15 protein-coding genes and 1 tRNA gene are annotated in these 18,318 nt (G+C 76.2%); 6 read left to right on the top strand and 10 right to left on the bottom strand.

Features of this window, described 5'->3' with window-relative positions; all coding sequences use genetic code 11:
* Positions 1-91: 91 nt before the first annotated feature.
* The 6 genes from ACI79C_RS21965 to ACI79C_RS21940 all read right to left on the bottom strand — a co-directional run bounded on the left by ACI79C_RS21965 (position 92) and on the right by ACI79C_RS21940 (position 7,755).
* Positions 92-1,024 carry an ABC transporter permease gene (locus tag ACI79C_RS21965; RefSeq protein ID WP_456947812.1) on the bottom strand — a complete coding sequence of 311 codons (933 nt, stop codon included), beginning with the start codon at positions 1,022-1,024 and terminating at the stop codon, positions 92-94.
* The gene (locus ACI79C_RS21960; protein WP_456947811.1) at positions 1,021-3,954 is read right to left on the bottom strand and encodes an alpha/beta fold hydrolase; all 2,934 of its coding nucleotides are present in this window, start codon (positions 3,952-3,954) and stop codon (positions 1,021-1,023) included. Before ACI79C_RS21960 ends, ACI79C_RS21965 begins: the two co-directional genes overlap by 4 nt.
* A 92-nt stretch (positions 3,955-4,046) precedes the next feature.
* Complete coding sequence (locus ACI79C_RS21955; protein WP_456947810.1) at positions 4,047-5,162, bottom strand: LytR C-terminal domain-containing protein; 1,116 nt, start codon at positions 5,160-5,162, stop codon at positions 4,047-4,049.
* Positions 5,163-5,887: 725 nt separating this feature from the next.
* Positions 5,888-6,250 (bottom strand): DUF3263 domain-containing protein, encoded by a 363-nt coding sequence (locus tag ACI79C_RS21950; RefSeq protein ID WP_456947809.1) that lies wholly within the window; start codon positions 6,248-6,250, stop codon positions 5,888-5,890.
* A gap of 89 nt (positions 6,251-6,339) precedes the next feature.
* Positions 6,340-7,257, bottom strand: coding sequence for an EamA family transporter RarD (gene rarD, locus ACI79C_RS21945; RefSeq protein WP_456947808.1), 918 nt, complete (start codon positions 7,255-7,257; stop codon positions 6,340-6,342).
* 66 nt (positions 7,258-7,323) lie between these two features.
* Complete coding sequence (locus ACI79C_RS21940; protein ID WP_456947807.1) at positions 7,324-7,755, bottom strand: CBS domain-containing protein; 432 nt, start codon at positions 7,753-7,755, stop codon at positions 7,324-7,326.
* 85 nt (positions 7,756-7,840) lie between these two features.
* Here ACI79C_RS21940 and ACI79C_RS21935 point away from each other — a divergent pair, with 85 nt between their 5' ends.
* Positions 7,841-8,251, top strand: a complete 411-nt coding sequence (locus ACI79C_RS21935) for a DUF5313 family protein (protein WP_456947806.1) — start codon at positions 7,841-7,843, stop codon at positions 8,249-8,251.
* 6 nt (positions 8,252-8,257) lie between these two features.
* On the opposite strand, the gene ACI79C_RS21930 is transcribed toward ACI79C_RS21935, so the two are convergent.
* Positions 8,258-8,473: a dodecin gene (locus ACI79C_RS21930; protein ID WP_456947805.1), complete on the bottom strand. Its 216-nt coding sequence runs from the start codon at positions 8,471-8,473 to the stop codon at positions 8,258-8,260.
* A 200-nt stretch (positions 8,474-8,673) separates the two neighbouring features.
* Between ACI79C_RS21930 and ACI79C_RS21925 the strand changes: the two genes are divergently transcribed.
* Complete coding sequence (locus ACI79C_RS21925) at positions 8,674-10,218, top strand: M20/M25/M40 family metallo-hydrolase (protein ID WP_456947804.1); 1,545 nt, start codon at positions 8,674-8,676, stop codon at positions 10,216-10,218.
* Positions 10,219-10,266: 48 nt separating this feature from the next.
* Here the strand turns inward: ACI79C_RS21925 and ACI79C_RS21920 are convergent.
* Together ACI79C_RS21920 and ACI79C_RS21915 are read right to left on the bottom strand one after the other, a co-directional pair.
* Positions 10,267-10,339 (bottom strand) — tRNA-Thr (locus ACI79C_RS21920).
* A 145-nt stretch (positions 10,340-10,484) separates the two neighbouring features.
* On the bottom strand, positions 10,485-11,672 hold the full coding sequence (locus ACI79C_RS21915) for an MFS transporter (protein ID WP_456947803.1): 1,188 nt from the start codon (positions 11,670-11,672) through the stop codon (positions 10,485-10,487).
* 883 nt (positions 11,673-12,555) lie between these two features.
* Between ACI79C_RS21915 and ACI79C_RS21910 the strand changes: the two genes are divergently transcribed.
* Positions 12,556-14,355, top strand: coding sequence for a hypothetical protein (locus ACI79C_RS21910; RefSeq protein ID WP_456947802.1), 1,800 nt, complete (start codon positions 12,556-12,558; stop codon positions 14,353-14,355).
* Positions 14,356-14,388: 33 nt separating this feature from the next.
* On the opposite strand, the gene ACI79C_RS21905 is transcribed toward ACI79C_RS21910, so the two are convergent.
* Positions 14,389-15,054 carry a hypothetical protein gene (locus tag ACI79C_RS21905; protein WP_456947801.1) on the bottom strand — a complete coding sequence of 222 codons (666 nt, stop codon included), beginning with the start codon at positions 15,052-15,054 and terminating at the stop codon, positions 14,389-14,391.
* A 176-nt stretch (positions 15,055-15,230) separates the two neighbouring features.
* On the opposite strand from ACI79C_RS21905, the gene ACI79C_RS21900 reads away from it, so the two are divergent.
* The 3 genes from ACI79C_RS21900 to ACI79C_RS21890 all read left to right on the top strand — a co-directional run bounded on the left by ACI79C_RS21900 (position 15,231) and on the right by ACI79C_RS21890 (position 18,291).
* Positions 15,231-16,136, top strand: a complete 906-nt coding sequence (locus ACI79C_RS21900; protein ID WP_456947800.1) for a universal stress protein — start codon at positions 15,231-15,233, stop codon at positions 16,134-16,136.
* A 37-nt stretch (positions 16,137-16,173) separates the two neighbouring features.
* On the top strand, positions 16,174-16,950 hold the full coding sequence (locus tag ACI79C_RS21895; protein ID WP_456947799.1) for an ABC transporter permease: 777 nt from the start codon (positions 16,174-16,176) through the stop codon (positions 16,948-16,950).
* 108 nt (positions 16,951-17,058) lie between these two features.
* The gene (locus ACI79C_RS21890; protein WP_456947798.1) at positions 17,059-18,291 is read left to right on the top strand and encodes a S1C family serine protease; all 1,233 of its coding nucleotides are present in this window, start codon (positions 17,059-17,061) and stop codon (positions 18,289-18,291) included.
* The last annotated feature ends 27 nt before the right edge of the window (positions 18,292-18,318 follow it).

Raw genomic sequence — 18,318 nt, 5'->3', positions numbered from 1 at the left:
CCCCGCTGGGGGGTGGGGGGGCCCCGGCGGGGGCCGCGCGCGGGTGGGCGCGCGGGGGGGGCGGGCCGGGCACCCCCCCCCCACCCCTCCGTCAGGACGTGACGTCGCGGCGGGAGAAGTGGCGGAACGCCAGCGCCGTGAAGACCGCCGCGTAGACCAGCGACTGGACGATGCCGCGGAACAGGTCCCCGGAGTCGACCGGCGTCTGGAGCAGGTCGGTCCAGGCGAACTCCTCCGCCGTCGGGAACCAGTCCCGGATCGACCCGAGCTGCTCGACCTGGTCGAGGATCGCGAAGACGAACATCGTGAAGACCGCGCCGCCGACGGCGGCCAGCGGCGCGTCGGTGATCGTGGAGAACCAGAACGCCAGGGTGCCGACGACGAGCAGGTGGACGGCGAGGTAGCCGACCATCCCGGCCAGCCGGAGCAGGCCCTCACCCTGCGGCAGGGTCACCCCGATCGGCGTCTGGATGGCCTCGAAGCCGAACGCGATGCCTCCGGCGACGATCGCGGTGAGGGTCAGCACGAGCAGCGCACCGACCGAGAGCACCAGCGCGGCGTACCACTTCTGCCGGAGCAGTCGCATCCGCGGCACGGGCGTGGCCAGCGTGTATCGCAGCGACCCCCACTGCGCCTCGGCGGCCACGGTGTCGCCGAAGAACAGCGCGTAGACGACGACCAGGAAGAAGCTCGTCGTCGCGAAGAGCACGAACAGCGTGAAGTTCAGGCCGCTGGAGGTGGCGACGTCGACCAGGTTGAGCCGGCTGTTCTCCGCCGCCTCCTCGCTCGCGCCCAGCTGCAGCGCGGCGATCAGGATCAGCGGCAGGGCCACCATCAGGACGAGGACGCCGATGGTGCGGCGCCGCTTGAACTGCCGGCGCAGCTCGACCGACAGCTTCAGGGTGCGCTCGGGCCGGTAGCCGGCGACCGCCCCGGTCGGCTGCACGTGCGCCACGTCCATGGCTCGGTCCGCTCCCCGGCCGCTCGCGCTCCCCCGGCCGTCGTGCTCGCGGGTCGCGGTCATCGGGTCTCCTCCCCCACCAGCGCCAGGAACGCGTCCTCGAGCCGCCGGCGCGGGGTGAACGCGTCCACCTCGATGCCGGCCTCCACCAGCGCCTGCAGCGCCCGCACACGGGTCGTGCCGTCGAGCTCGGCGACCAGGCCCTCGTCGGTGCGCTCCGCCGTCACGCCGGGCAGCGCCTCGAGGGCGGCGGCCGCCCGGTCGGTGTCGGCGGGGTCGGCCAGGCCGACGAGCACCGCGCCGCCGGTCCCGACGATCTCCTCGACCGTGCCCTGGGCGATCTTCTGCCCCTTGGCCATGACGACGACGTGGCTGCAGGTCTGCTCGATCTCGCTGAGCAGGTGGCTGGAGACGATCACCGTGCGGCCGGTGGCGGCGTAGGAGCGCAGCACCTCGCGCATGGCGTGGATCTGGGGCGGGTCCAGCCCGTTGGTCGGTTCGTCGAGGACCAGCAGGTCGGGCAGGCCGAGCATCGCCTGCGCGATGGCCACCCGCTGCCGCATGCCCTGGCTGTAGCGGCGGACGGGCCGGTCGATGGCGGCACCGAGGCCGGCGACCTCGATCGCCTCCTCCATGTGCGCGTCCTCGGCGGGCCGGCCGGTGGCCGCCCAGTACAGCCGCAGGTTGTCACGGCCGGACAGGTGCGGCTGGAGCCCGGTGCCCTCGACGAAGGAGCCCAGCCGGGACAGCACCGGAGCGCCGGGGCGGGCCTCGTGGCCGAACACGCTGATCCGTCCGGACGTCGGCCGGATCAGCCCCATGAGCATCCGCAGGGACGTCGTCTTACCCGCGCCGTTGGGGCCGAGCAGGCCCAGCACCTGGCCGCGGCGCACCTCGAAGGAGAGGTCCCGCACGGCGACGAAGCCGTCCTTGTACGCCTTGCTGATGCCGGTGAACCGCAGCGGCACGTCCTCGCCGTCGGGCTCCACGGCCGAGACCCGGCGCCGGCGCCGGCGGCCCCACAGGACCGCGACCAGCCAGCCGAGCAGGCCCAGGGCCACGACCACGCCGAGGAGCACCCACCAGCGGGAGGTGCCGTCGGCGGCCTGGGTCCGGCCGTCGACCTCGGGCACGCTGACCGCGGCGCCGTCCCCGTCGGCGAGGGCCACCGAGTAGACCGCTGCCTGTGCCGGCAGGGCGAAGGCCTGGTCGGTCGAGGAGACGACGACCCGCATCGTGTGCCCGGCCTCGAACCGGTGCACGATCCCCGGCAGGGTCACCGACACCTCGGTCGGCGCGGTCGGGTCGGCCGACAGCCCGCTCAGCGCCAGCGGCGCCACCTGGCCGGCGGGCAGGGTCATCGAGCCGTCGGGGCCGACGTCGTAGAGCTTGGCGAACAGCGTCGCCGTTCCGCTGCGCGAGGCGACCGCGAGGTCGACGGTCGAGGCGCCGACGACCTCGACCGCACTGTCGAGCGGTGCGCTGTCGAAGGCCGCGAACTGGCCGGGGATCTCGAGCGTGCCGCCGGACAGCGCCGCCGACAGCGCGCCCACCCCGGGGACGACGGTGATCGCCGCGGGGGTGCCGCCGGCCGGCGTGACGACCGGCTGCACCGACCCGCTGACCGGGATCGACGCCCGGGTCGCCGGCCCGGCGCCGTCCAGGCCGGGGTAGGCCGGCGCGACGACGGTCTGGTTGCCGCCCTGCACGCTGCCGACGCCGGCTCCGACGCCGCTGGGCACCGGGAACTCGAAACCGGTGCCCGGGTCCTCGCCGCGGGCGGGGTCGCCGGGGTCGCGCAGGTACCAGTCGAACCAGCCGGCCACCTGCTCGCGCAGCCGCTCGGTGGTCCGCTCCGAGGCCTGGCTGTCGTGGCCGCCGGTGAACCAGACGACCTTCACCGGGGTGCCGTTGGCGGCGATGCCGCGGGCGTTGGCGTCGGCGTGGCCGAGGCCGAACAGGGAGTCCTGGGTGCCCTGGACCAGCAGCGTGGGCGCCTGGATGCGGTCGAGGACGGTGGCCGGACTGCTGCGGTCGAGCACCGCGGCGACCTCCGGCGTGAGCGTGCCGGTCGCGGCGGCGGCCTGGTAGGCGGCGCAGATGTCGGCCCGGAAGCGGCCGCAGGTCAGGACCTGCTGCACCAGTTGCGGGTCGATCGTCGCCGGGTCGATCGCCGGCAGCCCGCGGCCGGAGCCGCCCCCGGCCGGGGCGGCGCCGTCGGCCCCGCCGTCCCCGTTGCCGCCGTCGCTGCCGTCACCGTCCTCGCCGGCTCCGCCCAGCGCGTCGAGCAGCCCGCCGGAGGGGACCGACCCGACGCCGAAGAACAACCCCGACCACAACCGCTCGTAGACGCCGCCGTCGCCCTGCGGCGTGGCCGCGACGGTGTCCGCGCCCGGGCGGCCGACCTGCGAGGGGAACAGCGCCGCGGTCAGCGAGTTCCAGGTGATCTGCGGGGCGATGGCGTCGACCCGGTCGTCGTACCCGGCGGCCAGCAGCGACAGCGCGCCGCCGTAGGAGCCACCGGCGACGCCCACCCGGGGGTCGCCCGCGCCGTCGAGCAGGACGTCGTCGCGCGCGGCGAGCCGGTCCAGCAGGGTGGAGAGGTCGGCGACCTCGAACCGCGGGTCGTTGAGCCCGATCTGTCCCGTGCTGCGGCCGAAGCCGCGCGCGGAGTACGTGAGGACGACGTAGCCCCGCCCGGCGAGGTCACGGGCGTCGTCGGCGACGGAGTCCTTGCTGCCGCCGAACCCGTGGGCCAGGACGACGGCGGGCGCGGGGTCCTCGGCCGACGCCGACGCGGGGACGAAGAGCGTGGTGTCCAGCTCGACGGCGTCGGCACCCGAACCCGAGGGGACCGTCGCCTCCTCGGTGGCGACGTCCTCGGCCGCGGCGGCCGGTGCGGCCGGTGCGGCGAGCACGAGGACGCCGGAGAGCAGGGGGGTGAGCAGGGCGGCGAGCGTCGCACGGGCGCCGGGGCGCGGGCGGGAACGCACGGGCCCGCGAACGGGACGCACGGAGCGGCCAACGGACGATCGTCCCCCGGTGTTCCGGGACGACGGCGGGTCGGGGGCGGCCCGCCCCGCGGTCAGGGCCGCCACTCCCCGGTCGTGACCACGACGAGCCCCGGGTCGGCCACGTCGGGGACGTCGAAGAAGCGCTCCGCCGGGCCGGTGATCTCCGGGAACTGCTCCATCAGCTGGAGGGCGGCCTGCCGCTGGGTCTCGTCACCCGCGGTGACGTAGACGGTCGTGACCGCGACGTCCCCGCCCTGGTACTGGCCCACGCCCTGCGACTCCCATCCCTGCTCGCCCAGCGCACCGGCGACCTCGGCGGCCAGACCGGTGACCCCGGTGGCGTTGAGCACCGTGACCGGGACCCGCACCGGGGTGCCGGGTGCCTCGTCGGCCGGCGGCAGCGGAGCGACCTCCAGCGGCGGCAGGGCCGAGCTCGGTGCGGCGACGGCGGTGGACGAGGGGCTGGCCGTGGCGGTCCGCGACGTCGCCGCCTCCTGCGCGTCCGACCCGGCGAAGGAGTAGACGCCCAGGACCACGAGGGCGACCACGGCGACGGCGAGCAGCCCCGTCGCGGCCCGGCGGACGGCCGAGGGACGGCGGCTCTCGTCGTCGTCCTCCAGGTAGGGCACCGGGGAGACGCCGTTGCGGCGGGCCTCCTTGCGCCGCTCGGCCTCGGCGGCCTGGCGCTCGGCGCGGAACGCGGCACGGCCGCCGACCACCTCCGTGGAGGGGCCGCTGCCCGGACCGCGCACCGGTTCGGGGACGTCGTCGTCGCGGTACGGGTCCTCGTCGCGGTACGGGTCCTCGTCGCGGTCGTCGGCCCGGCCCCGGACGGGGGTGCGGTCGGGGATCGCCTCGGTCGCCGGCGCGGGCGCCCGGCGGGAGCTCCCGCCGTCCCGGGCCGGGGTGCGGTCCGGGATGGCCTCGGTGGCCGGCGGCGGGGCGTCCTTGGTGCGCGAGGGACTGGTCCAGTCGCGGTAGCCCGGGGCGGCGCCGCCGTGGCCGGCGGAGGGGGCGACGTGGGGACCCCGTACGGGCTCGGCGGCCGGCGCCGGGTCCGCGGGGTAGCCGGTCGGCGCGGCAGCGGACGCGGCCGACCAGCGGTCGGGGCCGGCGTCAGGGGCCGGCTGGTCCGGCCAGCCGGCCGGGGAGGGAGGCTCGTCCGAGCCGGAGCCGGGGGTGGGCACCGCCTGGAAGGGCGCGACCGTCGTCCGCGGCCCCGCCTGCGGGGCGGGGGCCGGCGGGGCCGAGGCTGCGGGCGGGACCGGCAGCCGCAGCCGCGTCTCCGGGACCGGCTCCACGGGACGCGGTCGCGCCGGCGGCGTGGGCCGGCCGCGCAGCCTGGTCGGCACGGGAGGCGCAGGAGCCGAGGGCGAGGCACCCGCGGCGGGAGCCGAGGGCGAGGCACCCGCGGCGGGAGCCGAGGGCGAGGCACCCCCGGCCGGGGTCGCCCGTGACGCACCCCTGGCGGGGGTCGCCCGCGATGAACCCGGGACGGGCGTCACCCGCGGTGCACCGGCGGCGGGAGCCGAGCCCGGCGCACCCGCGGCGGGGGTCGTCCGCGACGCACCCCCGGCGGGCGTGGTGCGGGGCGCGGCGGGGGCGGCGGCACGCGGTGCCCCCGAGGCGGGAGCACGGACCGAGCCGGGCACCCCCGCCCTCGAGGTGGCCGGAGGCACCGGACGGGGCGGCGTGGGACGCCGGCGACCCGGGTCCTCCCCGGCGTCCAGCAGCCCGTCCCGGCGACGGTCGGCGCGGCTGCGGCCGGGCGTCGTCGGGTGGTCGCTCAGGTCCTGCTCGGCAGGGAGACCCGACCGGGGGCCGTCCGTCCGGCGACGACCGTGCGGGACCGGGGTCCCCCGGTCCGATACGTCACTGCCTGACGCGGCATGCCTGCCCACGGTCACCAAATCTAAACGGATCGGCCCCCGTTGCCCAGGATGTGAGACGAGCGACGCGATCCTCGCGCGGCTCGCAGCCGCCGCAGCCTCCTGACCAGCAACGGGTCGGCCTCGAGTGCGGCCGGGCGGTCGAGGAGGGCGTTGAGCACCTGGTAGTAGCGGGTCGGCGCGAGGCCGAAGCGCTCGCGGATCGCCGTCTCCTTCGCGCCGGGCCGCCGCCACCACTGGCGTTCGAAGGAGAGCATCTCGTGCTCGCGGCGGGTGAGCGTGCCGACCGCGGAGCCGGCGTCGGTCGAGGCGGTCGTGTCGGGCGGGGGTGGCGGGGAGACCTCGCCCCCCGGCGGGGAGACCGCGGGAGCAGGTTCGGTAGACATCGACGGTCCTTCTGTGGTGGGAAGGACTCGACCGTAGCCCCGCCCACCGACATCTCGCCCGGTGCGCCTCGCGCCCGTCCGGCGGGAGGTCAGACCGGCGCCGGCGCGGTCTCCTCCGCCCGCCGACGGGCACCGGCGCGGGCCTGGCGGAGGCTGTCGACGGTGAACACGGCGAGCGCGATCCACACGATCACGAACCCGGCCAGCCTCGCCGGCGGCATGGGCTCGTCGTAGACGAACACCCCGATGGCCAGCTGCATGAGCGGGGTGACGTACTGCAGCAGCCCGACCGTGGACAGCGGCACACGCCGGGTGGCGGCGGCGAACAGCAGCAGGGGGATCGCGGTGGCGATGCCCGAGCTCACCAGCAGCAGCAGGTGGCCGACCCCCGCGGCTCCGGCGGTCCCCTCCCCGCGCCCGTGCAGCACGACGAGCACGACGAGCGCGGGCACCACGACCAGCGCCGTCTCCACGAACAGCCCGGGCGCCGCCTCGACCCGCACCAGCTTCTTCATCAGCCCGTACAGGCCGAAGGTGGCCGCCAGCGTGAGCGCGATCCACGGCGGCCGGCCGTAGTCGACGGTGAGCACCCCCACGGCCACCGCCGCGATGCCGACGGCCACCCACTGCAGGACCCGCAGCCGCTCGGCGAACACGACCACCCCGAGCAGCACGCTGACCAGCGGGTTGATGAAGTACCCGAGCGAGGTCTCCACGACGTGCCCGGAGTTGACGGCGAGGACGAAGACCAGCCAGTTGGCGGCGATGAGCACCGCCGCACCGAGGAGCACCAGCACCGTGCGGCGGTCGGTGAACGCGGCCCGCACCAGTGACCAGCGGCGCACCACGGTCAGCAGGACGGCGACGAAGACCAGCGACCAGACCACCCGGTGCGCCACGATCTCGACGCCGCCGGCCGGCTCCAGCAGGGGGAAGTACAGGGGGAACAGGCCCCACACACCGTAGGCGGCCAGCCCGGAGGCGACCCCCGAACGCCGCTCGTCCACGACCCGCACGCTACGCCCGCGGCGCCCGCGCACGGCAGCCGGATCCTGAGCCGTGCTCAGGATCGGTCAGGGGGTCTGGATGTAGTCGACGAGCTTGGCGCGCTCCTCCTCGAGCTCGTCCAGGCGCGCCTTGACGACGTCCCCGATCGAGACGATGCCGACCAGCACGCCACCCTCGACGACCGGTACGTGGCGCACCCGGTGGTCGGTCATCGTGCGCGCGAGCTCCTCGACCCCCGCGGACGGCGGGCAGGTGTGCACCCGGGCGGTCATCACGCTGGACACCGGGTCGGTGAGCAGCCCGGCGCCGCGCTGGTGCAGCGCGCGGACGACGTCCCGCTCGGAGACGATGCCGTCGACCCGGCGGCCGTCGGCGGAGACCACGAGGGCACCGACGCCGCGCTCGGTCAGCATCGCCAGGGCGTCCCGCACGCTGGTCGAGGCCTCCACGGTGGCCACGTCGGACCCCTTGCGGCGGAGCAGCTGCTTGATGTGCACCCAGACCTCCCTCGGGACGACCGGCTCGGGAAGTGTGCTCTCCCTCCCACCCCTCCGGCAACGTCCGGAGGCCTACCGTCGGGGTGTGCAGACCTCCTCCACCGCGCGCCGGCCCACGCCGCTGCAGTGGCTGCGCTACGCCTACGGCGGCGGGCTCCCCCAGGAGCTCGCCCCGTGGGTCCTGGCCGACACGACCGGGCCGGGTTGGGTCCGCCGGCACCTCACCCGGGCCACCGTCCAGCTGCTGCCCCTGATCGTGCTGTGCGTGGCCGTGGTCCCCGTGCCACTGAGCTACCGGCTCTCCGCGGCAGCCGGCGGGCTGCTCCTGGGGCTGTTCTTCTCCCTGGCGTTCATGACCGAGACGACCGAGCACCGGGTGGCCAAGGCCGGGTACCCGGCCGGGACGGCGGCCCGGCTGCGCGAGCAGCGGGCCGAGCGCGCGCGGCTGGAACGCCGCTCCGCGTACCGCCGCGACGGGGCCGGCAGCTTCGACTGAGGGCGTTCAGTCCTCGACCCGGAAGCCGATCGACAGCCGGACCTGGAAGTAGCCCACGTCGCCGTCGACGACCTGGCCGCGGATCTCCTTGGTCTCGAACCACTCGATGTGCCGGACGGTCGCCGCCGCCTTCCGGATCGCCGTGCGGATCGCGTCGTCGATGCTCGTGCTGCTGCTGCCGACGATCTCGCTGAGCCGGTAGACGTGGTCGTTGTCGCTCAAGGCCGCCTCCTGACCTGGGCTGTTCCTGGACGCCGGACCGACGACGGCCGGCGCGACCGAACGCTAGCGGCGTCCGGGGACGGCGACCACGCGAGCGCCGGACCCCGCTTCCGGCGCGCGAGAGCGACGTGGCAGCCGTCACACTGGGTCCCGGTGTCGACACGTCGACGTGCCGACGCGTCCCGGACGGAGGAGCTCCCGTGCACCGACCACTCCGACGCCGCTGGGCGGCACCGGCCCTGCTCGCCCTCGTCTCCTCGGCGCTGGTCGCTCCCCCCGCCGCCGCGGCCGGCACCGACACCGCGGCGCTGCGCGAGGCGGTCACCGTCGACGGGATCAGCGAGCACCTCGCGGCACTGCAGGCGATCGCGGAGGCCCACGGCGGCAACCGGGCGAGTGGCACGCCGGGGTACGACGCGTCCGGGGCCTACGTCGCCGAGCAGCTGGAGGAGGCCGGCTACCAGGTCACGACGCAGGAGTTCACCTTCCCGTACTTCGAGCAGACCGCACCGGCCGCGTTCCGGCGGACGGCGCCGACCGAGCGCGCGTACACCGCCGAGGACTTCGCCGTCGCCGCGTTCTCGGGATCGGGGTCGGTGAGCGCTCCCGTCCAGGCCGTCGCCGACAACGTCGTCCCCCCGACCGGGCCGGCCAACTCCTCGACCGCCGGGTGCCAGCCGGAGGACTACGCGGGCTTCCAGGCCGGGAACGTCGCCCTGGTGCAGCGCGGCACCTGCACGTTCGGGGAGAAGGCGGCCGCCGCGGTGGCCGCCGGCGCGTCCGCCCTGGTGATCTTCAACGAGGGCCAGGAGGGGCGGACCGAGGTCCTGCAGGGGACCCTGGGCGGCCCGATGCCGGAGGACGCGGCCATCCCGGTGCTGGGCACGAGCTACGCCGTGGGCGAGGAGCTGACCGCGCTGCTGGCCGCCGGCGAGGTCCGGGTGGACATCACCACCGCGACGCTCTCGGAGGAACGGACGACGTCCAACGTCCTCGCCGACACCCCGCAGGGCAGCCAGGACCAGGTGGTCGTGGTCGGCGCCCACCTGGACTCGGTGCCCGAGGGCCCGGGCATCAACGACAACGGCAGCGGCTCGGCGACGATCCTGGAGATCGCCGAGCAGCTCGCCGAGCTCGACGTGGCACCGCGCAACGCCGTCCGGTTCGCCTTCTGGGGCGCGGAGGAGTTCGGGCTGCTCGGCGCAACGCACTACGTGGCCACGCTGAGCGGGGCCGACCGGGAGCGGATCGCCCTGAACCTCAACTTCGACATGCTCGGCAGCCCCAACTTCGGCCGGTTCGTCTACGACGGCGACGGCTCGTCGACCCCGCCCGCCGGCCCCGCGGGCAGCGGGGCCATCGAGCAGGTCTTCCTCGACCACTTCGCCGCCCAGGGCCTGGCCGCCGAGGCCACCGCCTTCACCGGCCGGTCGGACTACGGCCCGTTCATCGCCCAGGGCATCCCCGCCGGGGGGCTGTTCTCCGGGGCCGAGGGCGTCAAGACCGAGGCGCAGGTGGCGCTCTACGGCGGCACGGCCGGGGTCGCCTACGACCCCTGCTACCACCAGGCGTGCGACGGGTTCGACAATGTGTCCGCGCAGGCCCTCGACGAGCTCGGGGACGCCGCGGCGCACGCGACGCTGGTCTTCGCCCAGGCCGAGGCGCTGCCCGGGGCCGCGGAGACCGGCACCGGCACCGGAGCCGCCGAGCCCGGTGGCGGGGCGGCCGGGCTCCCCGCGCGCTGAGCGGAGGGGCGGGCGGGGCGGACGCCGTCCCGCCCGCCCACGGCGCCGAGCCGACGGGGGGACTCGAACCCCCAACCGCCCGATTACAAGTCGGGTGCGCTACCAGTTGCGCCACGCCGGCGGGACACGGGACCACGTCCCGGGACGAGTCTAGGGACAACGCAGGGAAGAACTCCGCGGCCACGGCAACGCGGCGTCGGCGTCACGTCCCGGGACGGACCGTCCACCGTGCGATCGGGCGTGGTCGCCGTGCGCCGCGACCGGGCTCACGGCGTCGCCCTGGTCCGGGGACCGTCAGGCAGCCGGCCGAACCGAGGCCGCAGCAGCAGCACAGGGATGACCAGCACCGCGTTGACCGCGAACATGAGGGGCAGCCCGCGAGCCTCGGCGGAGCCGCCGAGCAGGGGGAGCCCGGCGATCGCGCCGAGGGCCAGGGCGCACAGCGCGGCGCTGAAACCGGTGGCTGGCCGTTCCGGGAACACCTCGCCGGACCAGATCACCAGCAGGGCGGAGAGCACCATGAAGCTCGCGCCGAAGAGCACCGCGGAGGTCGCCACCAGCGGCCACGACGGCGGCAGGACCAGCAGAGCGGAGGCCAGACCGAGAGCGATCGAGGCGGCGGCCAGCGTCCTCCGCAGCCCGCCGGCAGCCACCAGGGAGCCGGTGGCGGTGCCCACGATCCCGCTGCCGCCGACGAGCACCCAGAACACCGGTGCCGCGACGTCCGGCAGGTCCGGTGCTCCCGCGACGCGGTCGACGCCATAGGTCCAGTACACGGTGCTGGTGAGACCGAACCCGGCGCTGCCGAGGAGGAGGGGCGTGCTGCCGGCGCGCCGCAGCCAGCGCCACGGTGATGTGCCCGCCGGGGTGTCCGTGCGCTGCGGGTCGGGTCCGCCGGGCAGCAGCAGCGCGTTCCAGACCGTCGAGCCCAGGGCGAGGACGGCGAAGCCGGCCCACGCCAGGCGCCAGGTCGAGCCCTCGCCGGTCAGCCAGGCCGCTGGGGCGGAGACCAGCACGCCGAAGGTGGTCCCGGACGTGATGACCGACAGGGTGCGGTGTCGTCGGTCCGGAGGCACCCGCCTGGCGACGGCGTCGGAGAAGGGCGCCCAGCACCAACCCGGGCTCGTCGCGGCGACGCAGACCCCGATCGCCAGCACCAGCGCGCTCGGCGCCGCGGCGATCATGGCCGTGCCCACGGTCGCCGCCGACGTGCCGATCAGGACGGGCAGGCGCGGCCCTGTCCGGGCGACCAGCACCCCGGTGGCCAGCAACGCCAGCAGATAGCCGGCATACCCGCCGGCGGCGAGCAGTCCCGCGGCCTCGGTGGACAAGCCGAAGGACTCCCGGAACTGCGGCAGGAAGAGCCCGTACCCGTACCGGGCGAAGGCGAAGGACACCGCGATCGCCGTGAGGCCCGCCGCCGCCAGATGACCCGGGGATGCTGCGAACCGCACGTCCGGATGTCCGCTCACCATGCGGTGGCAGTGTCCTCTGCTGGTCCACGGTTCGACGCGTCGCCTGGAGGACCCAGTCCCTCCGACGATCCGGCACGTCCACGGCAAGCGCCCACCCCACCGGAGGCAGTGGACGGTCCTGCCTGACCAGCAGATCACGTGCGGCGTCCGAGAGACCCGGACTCGTATCCCACGATCGGCTGCTGCGCGTCCCCGTACCGAGCACGGCGATCAGCAGTGAGCGCCGAGGAGACGCAGGTCACCGGAGCTGTTCCCACACCCCACGTCGGCGGGACATCGGCCAGGTGGAGGGACAACGGAGGGACGACTCGGCGACGTGTCCGAAGCGGCCGTCGAGCAGCCCCGCGACGCGCGCGATCACGGCCGTGGCCACCCTCGCTGGGGTCCACCTGCGAGCCTCGGTCGGCTCGACGAGCTGCTGAGCCCTCAGCACGGCGGCTCGGCGCAGTCGCTCGTCGTCCATCCGGCGGCCCCCCGTCACCGCCGACTCCACCCGCGCCGCCTCCTGCGGTGTCAGGCCGAACCGATGCATGGCATCGCCCTCGGATCCGGCTCCGCCCCGGGGACGCAGGGGTGGCCGATGCCACCGGTCCCCGACCCCGGCGGGCAGTGGCGGGCCCGGGAGCACCGCCCCACGGCGACGACCGCGCTGGTCATGGACGCGATGTGGGCGTCGCAGCGCTCGCGTCCTGCCCGTGGCACCACATCGCGACGGCGGGGCCCGTGCCCAGCGCCCCGACGGGTGTTGCGCCACGGGGGCCGGTGGGTCCAGCCTTCGTCTGACAGAGGGCCGGGAGACCGGCCCGGAGCCGGACGTGCGACGACGGCCGCAAGCCGTGGTGGTGCTGTGGGCAGGTGAGGCGTGCCTGCGTTCGAGGTCGACGACGCGACGGCGCTGCTGCGGCGGTACGAACCAGTGCTGCGGCTGACCCGCGGGGAGCTGTTCCACCCCAGCTCCGTGGAGGGGTACCTCGCCCGTGCATCGCTGCTCAGCGGGTCCGGCGGTTCGGCACGCGTCCTCGCCGGCCCCGCGACGCTGACCCCCGCCGCGTTGGCCGCGCTGTGTACCGAGCACCGGGGAGAGGCGCTGTCACTGCGCTACGTCCGGCAGCCGATGGATCGTGGGGAGCACCGCCGATGGCGGCGCAGCGCGGCACCGCAGCCGTCGGGCCGGGCCAGCGGCGCGGCCGCCGTCGGGCTGCTGGCCCGGGTGGTCCCTGCGCTGATGCGGCTCTCGCTGCACCTGCGCGGCAAGGTGCCGGGCGGGTGGACCGCGGCGGCCCACGTGCAGACGCGGTCGACCGACGACGCCGACGCCTGCCACTACTACGGGCACGTCCTCCGCGACGGCGGGTACGTCGTGCTGCAGTACTGGTTCTTCTACCCCATGAACGACTGGCGCTCGTCCTTCCGTGGTGTCAACGACCACGAGGCGGACTGGGAGCAGGTCAGCGTCGTGCTCACCGAGGAGGCGTCCGCCCTCACCCCGGCGTGGGTCCTGTTCGCCAGTCACGACGAGACCGGCGCGGACCTGCGACGCCGGTGGGACGACCCGGACCTCGGGTTCGTCGGGGACCACCCGGTCGTCTACGTCGGTGCCGGCTCGCACTCGGCGGCCTGCCTGCCCGGCGACTACCTGGTGACCGTCGCCCCGGAGCTGCCGGCCTGGCTCGATCGGCTGCGCCGCAGGATCGCCCGCGTGCTGCCGTGGTGGGACCCGACGGCAGCGGGGATCGGCCTCCCGTTCATCGACCTCCGCCGCGGCGACGGGGTCTCCGTCGGCCCCGGACAGGACCGCGGATGGCACCGCCACGTGATCGACGACGACACCGGCTGGGTGCGGGACTACCGCGGGCTGTGGGGGCTGGACACCGGGGATCCCTGGGGCGGGGAGCGCGCACCGGCCGGGCCGCGTTACGAGCGCAGCGGGGCCGTGCGGCGGTCCTGGGCGGAACCGCTGGCCTGGGCCGACCTCGACGGAGAGCCGGTGTCGCGCCGGGATGCGGATGCGCGGTGGCAGGCCCGGCGCGGTCAGCTGGTGGCGTCCCTGTCCGGCGTCCGCGCAGAGCTGGAGACGGTGCGCGACGAGCTGCGCAGCGCCACGGTCGCCGACCGCGTCGCCGGCCGGTCGGCGCAGCGTCCGAGCCCGCCACGTGCGGCCCTGCAGGACAGGGTGACCGGACTGCGGGCACGCCAGGCGCAGCTGGCCGCCGAGCTGGACGCCCACGACCAGGTGCGGGACGCCTCGCCTCCCGTGCCGCACCCGCACGACCACCTGAGGCACCGGGCCCTCCCCCTGCACCGGGACACCGGCGCCCGTGCCCGGGCGATGCTGGTCTGGGCGTCGGCCTCCAGCACGATGCTGTTCGCGGCCCTGGGGCTGCTGCTCGTGTTCGGCCAGGCGGGGTTGCTGGTCCCGGCCGCGGCCATCGTGATGGGCGTGGCCGTGGTCGAGGCGACCCTGCGTGGGCACCTGGTCGGCTTCGTGGTCAACGTCGCGCTGGCCGCCGTCATCGCGGTTGCCGCCTGGGCCATCGTCCGGCTGCTCCTCGACAACCTCCGTCTCGGCGTCGGGGTGCTGCTGCTGCTCGCGGCCGCCTACATGGCCGGGCAGACCGTCAGCGACGCCGTCCTCCACCGCCGGCCGGGGCGACGGGACTGACGTCGGGTTCGGGCGGAGGCCCAGCGCGCAGCCTCAGGCGGCCGGGTCGCCGTGCCGGAGGTGACCGGCCGGGTCGCTGCCCGGGAAGGGCCCGGCGGCCAGCCAACGGGCGAAGCCGGCCGGGTCGCGCCGCTCCAACTCGTCGAGCGTCTCCTGCCGGCGGGTGACCAGGGCCTGCCGGGTGCGGGGGTCCAGCCGGCCGCCCAGCGCGGCGGTCGTCCGGACCCACTCCCGACCCAGCTCACCGGTCGACAGGTCCGCCACCGGCCGGACCGGGACGTCGGCCGGACGGGCCGGGACGTCGGCCGGACGGAACGGGTCCGCCATCGGGACGCCCGGACCCGCCAGGGCGGACCGGCCACCCCGCACGGCCCACACCCCCAGCGCGACGGCCCCTCCGCCCGCCGCGACCAGCAGCGTGAGTTGCGCACCGCCGAGGGTCGCGGCACCGGAGAGCACGATCAGCACGGTCACCGTGGCCGCGGCCGTCCGCCAGGCGGCCTCGACGGTCGCGCGGCTGTCCCGCCCGCTGGACTCGCGGGAGACGCCCCAGGCCAGGCCACCGGCGACGACGCCGGCGAGGGCGACGGCGACCAGGCCGCTGGGCGGCAGGGCGAGGCCTCCGACGACCGCGAACGCGGCGCCGGCGACCAGCCCGAGGCCGAGGAGGAGACGGGTGAGGGGGCCGCGGGTGGGCACGGGGCAGCCTCCAGGACGGGGCCGGACGGGACAGGGGCCGCGCGGAGCGGTCCCGCCCGCCCCCTACCCAGACAGCAGGCTCTTGCACTCACCGTGTCGGTCGGGTCTTCCCTGTCGGCGCCCGGGCGAGGACGCTTCGGTCACGCACGGGGGCGTTCACGTCGACGGAGGTGCCCGTGTCCACGACGACCCCCACGCCCGCCGGGACCCTGCCCGAGCCCCGGCCGGAGGACGGCGACCCGCCGCCGCTGCCCGTGGTGGCCGGCGCCGACGGCACCGAGTGCGGGCTGCGCGCCGTCCGGTGGGCCGCCGAGGAGGCCGCGCGCCGCGGGGCGCCGCTGCGGATCGTGTACGCCTCACGCCGTCTCGGGCGCTCGGGGGTCGCCGGCGCGGCACCACCCGAGCTGCCCCGGGCCCGCGGGGTGACCGCCCAGGCCTACACCGTCGCCCGGCACACCGCGCCGTCGGTCTCCACCTCGACCGAGGTCGTCCCGGGCGACGCCGTGACCGCGCTGCTCCGGGCCGCCGAGGACGCCGCACTCGTGGTGCTCGGCATCTCCACCACCGGCGCGGCCGACGAGATGGTGCTCGCCTCGGTCGCCCAGCGCGTGGCGGCCCGCAGCCCGCAGCCGGTCGTCGTCGTGCCCCGGCGCCGCGGCCCGACCGGCGGGACGCGCCCGCACGTGGCGGTGCTCGGCCTCGGTGAACGCGAGGACGACGAGCCGGTCGCCGTCTTCGCCGCCGAGGAGGCGCGGCGGTCGGCGGTGCCGCTGACCGTCCTGCACACGCGTCCGGACGACGCCGACTGGGCCGGGGACGCCGACGCGTGGTTCGAGCGGTTCCCCGGCCTGCGGGTGTCCCACCAGCGGCTCCCCCACCCCACCGGCGGCCGGGTGCTCGCCGCCGCCTGCCCGACCCCGTTGCTCGCGCTCAGCGCCGGCCACGGCGGGTTGCTGCACCGCCCCCTGGACTCGCTGCACCGCTGGTTGCTGCGGCACTGCACCTCCCCGATGGCCTTCGTGCCGCCGGTGCACCGAGTGACCGGCGCGGAGCCGCGCGAGGAGATCATCGCCGTGGGTTGACCCGGCCCCGCCGGGCCGCCCGGCAGGATCGGCGCCCGTGGGTTCCTCCGTCGTCGACCTCGGCCCGCGGCTGGCCGTGGTGCTGGCCGTGCTCACCGCCCTGGCCGCGACCGTCGGCCGCGTCTCGGGCCTGGGCCAGGACCGCCCGGTCGCCGTCGCCGCGCTGCGGGCCACCGTCCAGCTGGGCGTGGTCTCCGCCGTCCTGCTGGCCGTGGTCCGCTCGCTGGCCCTGTCGGCCGCCTTCGTGCTGCTGATGGTCAGCGTCGCGGCGGTCACCGCGGCCGGCCGGGCCACCGGGCTGCCGGTGCGCGCCGCGGGCACGCTGCGCCGGGTGGGCGCCGCGGCGCTGCCGATCGTCGGCGGGGCGGCGCCGGTGGTGGCGCTGGTGCTGGCCAGCGGCACCGTGCCGCTGCGCGGGGAGGCGGTCATCCCGGTGGCGGGGATCCTCGTCGGCGGGGCGATGACGGCCACCTCGCTGGCCGGCCGCCGCCTGCGGGAGGAGCTGGCCGGGCGGCGCGGCGAGGTGGAGGCCGCCCTCGCCCTGGGCTTCCAACGGCGGGACGCCGTCCTCGAGATCGGCCGCTCCGCCGCGGCGACCGCCCTGGTGCCCGGGCTGGACCAGACCCGCACGGTCGGGCTGGTGACGCTCCCCGGCGCCTTCGTCGGCGTGCTGCTGGGCGGGGGCAGCCCCCTGGAGGCCGGTGCGGCGCAACTGCTCGTGCTGATCGGCCTGATGGCCACCCAGGTGGTCGCGGTGTGGGTGGCGACCGAGCTGGTGGCCCGCGGCCGGCTGCTGTCCGGCGTCCCCCACTGACGCGTCCAGGGACCTCACAGCCGACCTCCAGCCCCGCGGCAGCCGGGGAGCCGATCGTGGAGTCCGCGAGGGCGGCGGACCGCCGCCCGATAGGAGGACTCAGGAACCGTGAACCACTACGGCACCCCCAGCGCCGCCCCGTGGACGCCCCCGGCCTGGCAGCAGCCGGCCGCCGTTCCTCCCCCGCCGCCCGGTTCCCAGCCCCCCACCCCGCCGGAGCCCCCGGAGCCGCGCCGGCGGTCGGGGCGGCTGCGGATGGGCGTCGCCGGCCTGCTCGCCGGCGCGCTCATCGGCGGCGGCGCCGGAGCGGGGGTTGTGGCGCTCACCGACGACGGCGGGACGGCCGGCACCGCGACCGCGGCCGCGCAGAACGTCACCATCACCAACCCCGAGACGGCGACCGCCGTGACCGCGGCCGCGGCGAAGGCGGCGCCGAGCGTGGTGACCGTCTACGTCACCGCGCAGTCCGGCTCGGGCAGCGGCTCGGGCGTCGTCCTCACCGACGACGGCTACGTGCTGACCAACAACCACGTGGTGAGCCTGGACGGCAGCGCGGGCTCGGCCACCGTCTCGGTGCGCACCTCCGACGGCACGCTGTACGACGCGACCGTCGTGGGCACCGAGCCGACCTACGACCTCGCCGTGCTGAAGCTGGACGGCGCCACCGACCTGACACCGGCCACCTTCGCCGACTCCGACCAGGTGCAGGTCGGGGACCTCGCGGTCGCCATCGGCGCCCCGCTCGGGCTGTCGGACACCGTGACCGACGGGATCATCAGCGCCACCGGCCGCGCCGTCGCCACCGGCTCCACGCAGGACGACGCGACGGTCATCGACGCGCTGCAGACCGACGCCGCGATCAACCCGGGCAACTCCGGCGGCGCGCTGGTCGACGGCGCCGGCGAGGTCGTCGGGATCAACACCGCCATCGCCACCGTCGCCGCCGGCGCCCCCGGCCAGCAGGCGGAGAGCGGCAACATCGGCGTCGGCTTCGCCATCCCGGGCAACACCGCCCAGCGGATCGCGAAGGAGATCATCGCCTCGGGCTCGGCGCGGACGACGTTCCTCGGCGTCAGCGCCCAGACCGCGGCCGACGACGGCAACCCCGAGATCGGCACCGGCGCGCAGATCGTGCAGGTGCAGCCGAACAGCCCGGCGGCCGACGCCGGACTGCAGGCCGGGGACGTCGTCACCGCCGTCGGCGACCGGGTGGTCACCACCTCCACCGAGCTGACCGCCGCCGTGCGCAGCGCGACCCCGGGCGACGCGGTGACCCTGACCGTCCAGCGCGGCACGGGCACCTCCTCGGTGGAGGTCACCCTCGGCAGCACCTCCGACTGACGCCCAGCGCGGTCCGCGGCGGGGTGC

Source organism: Geodermatophilus sp. SYSU D00697, from assembly GCF_054050175.1.
Note: the sequence above shows the minus strand (reverse complement) of the source record. Positions and strands in the feature narration are given on the sequence as shown.

Coding starts and splice junctions, on each gene's coding strand:
- ACI79C_RS21965 (WP_456947812.1), bottom strand. CDS start 1,024: ATGACCGCGACCCGCGAGCACGACGGCCGGGGGAGCGCGAGCGGCCGG.
- ACI79C_RS21950 (WP_456947809.1), bottom strand. CDS start 6,250: ATGTCTACCGAACCTGCTCCCGCGGTCTCCCCGCCGGGGGGCGAGGTC.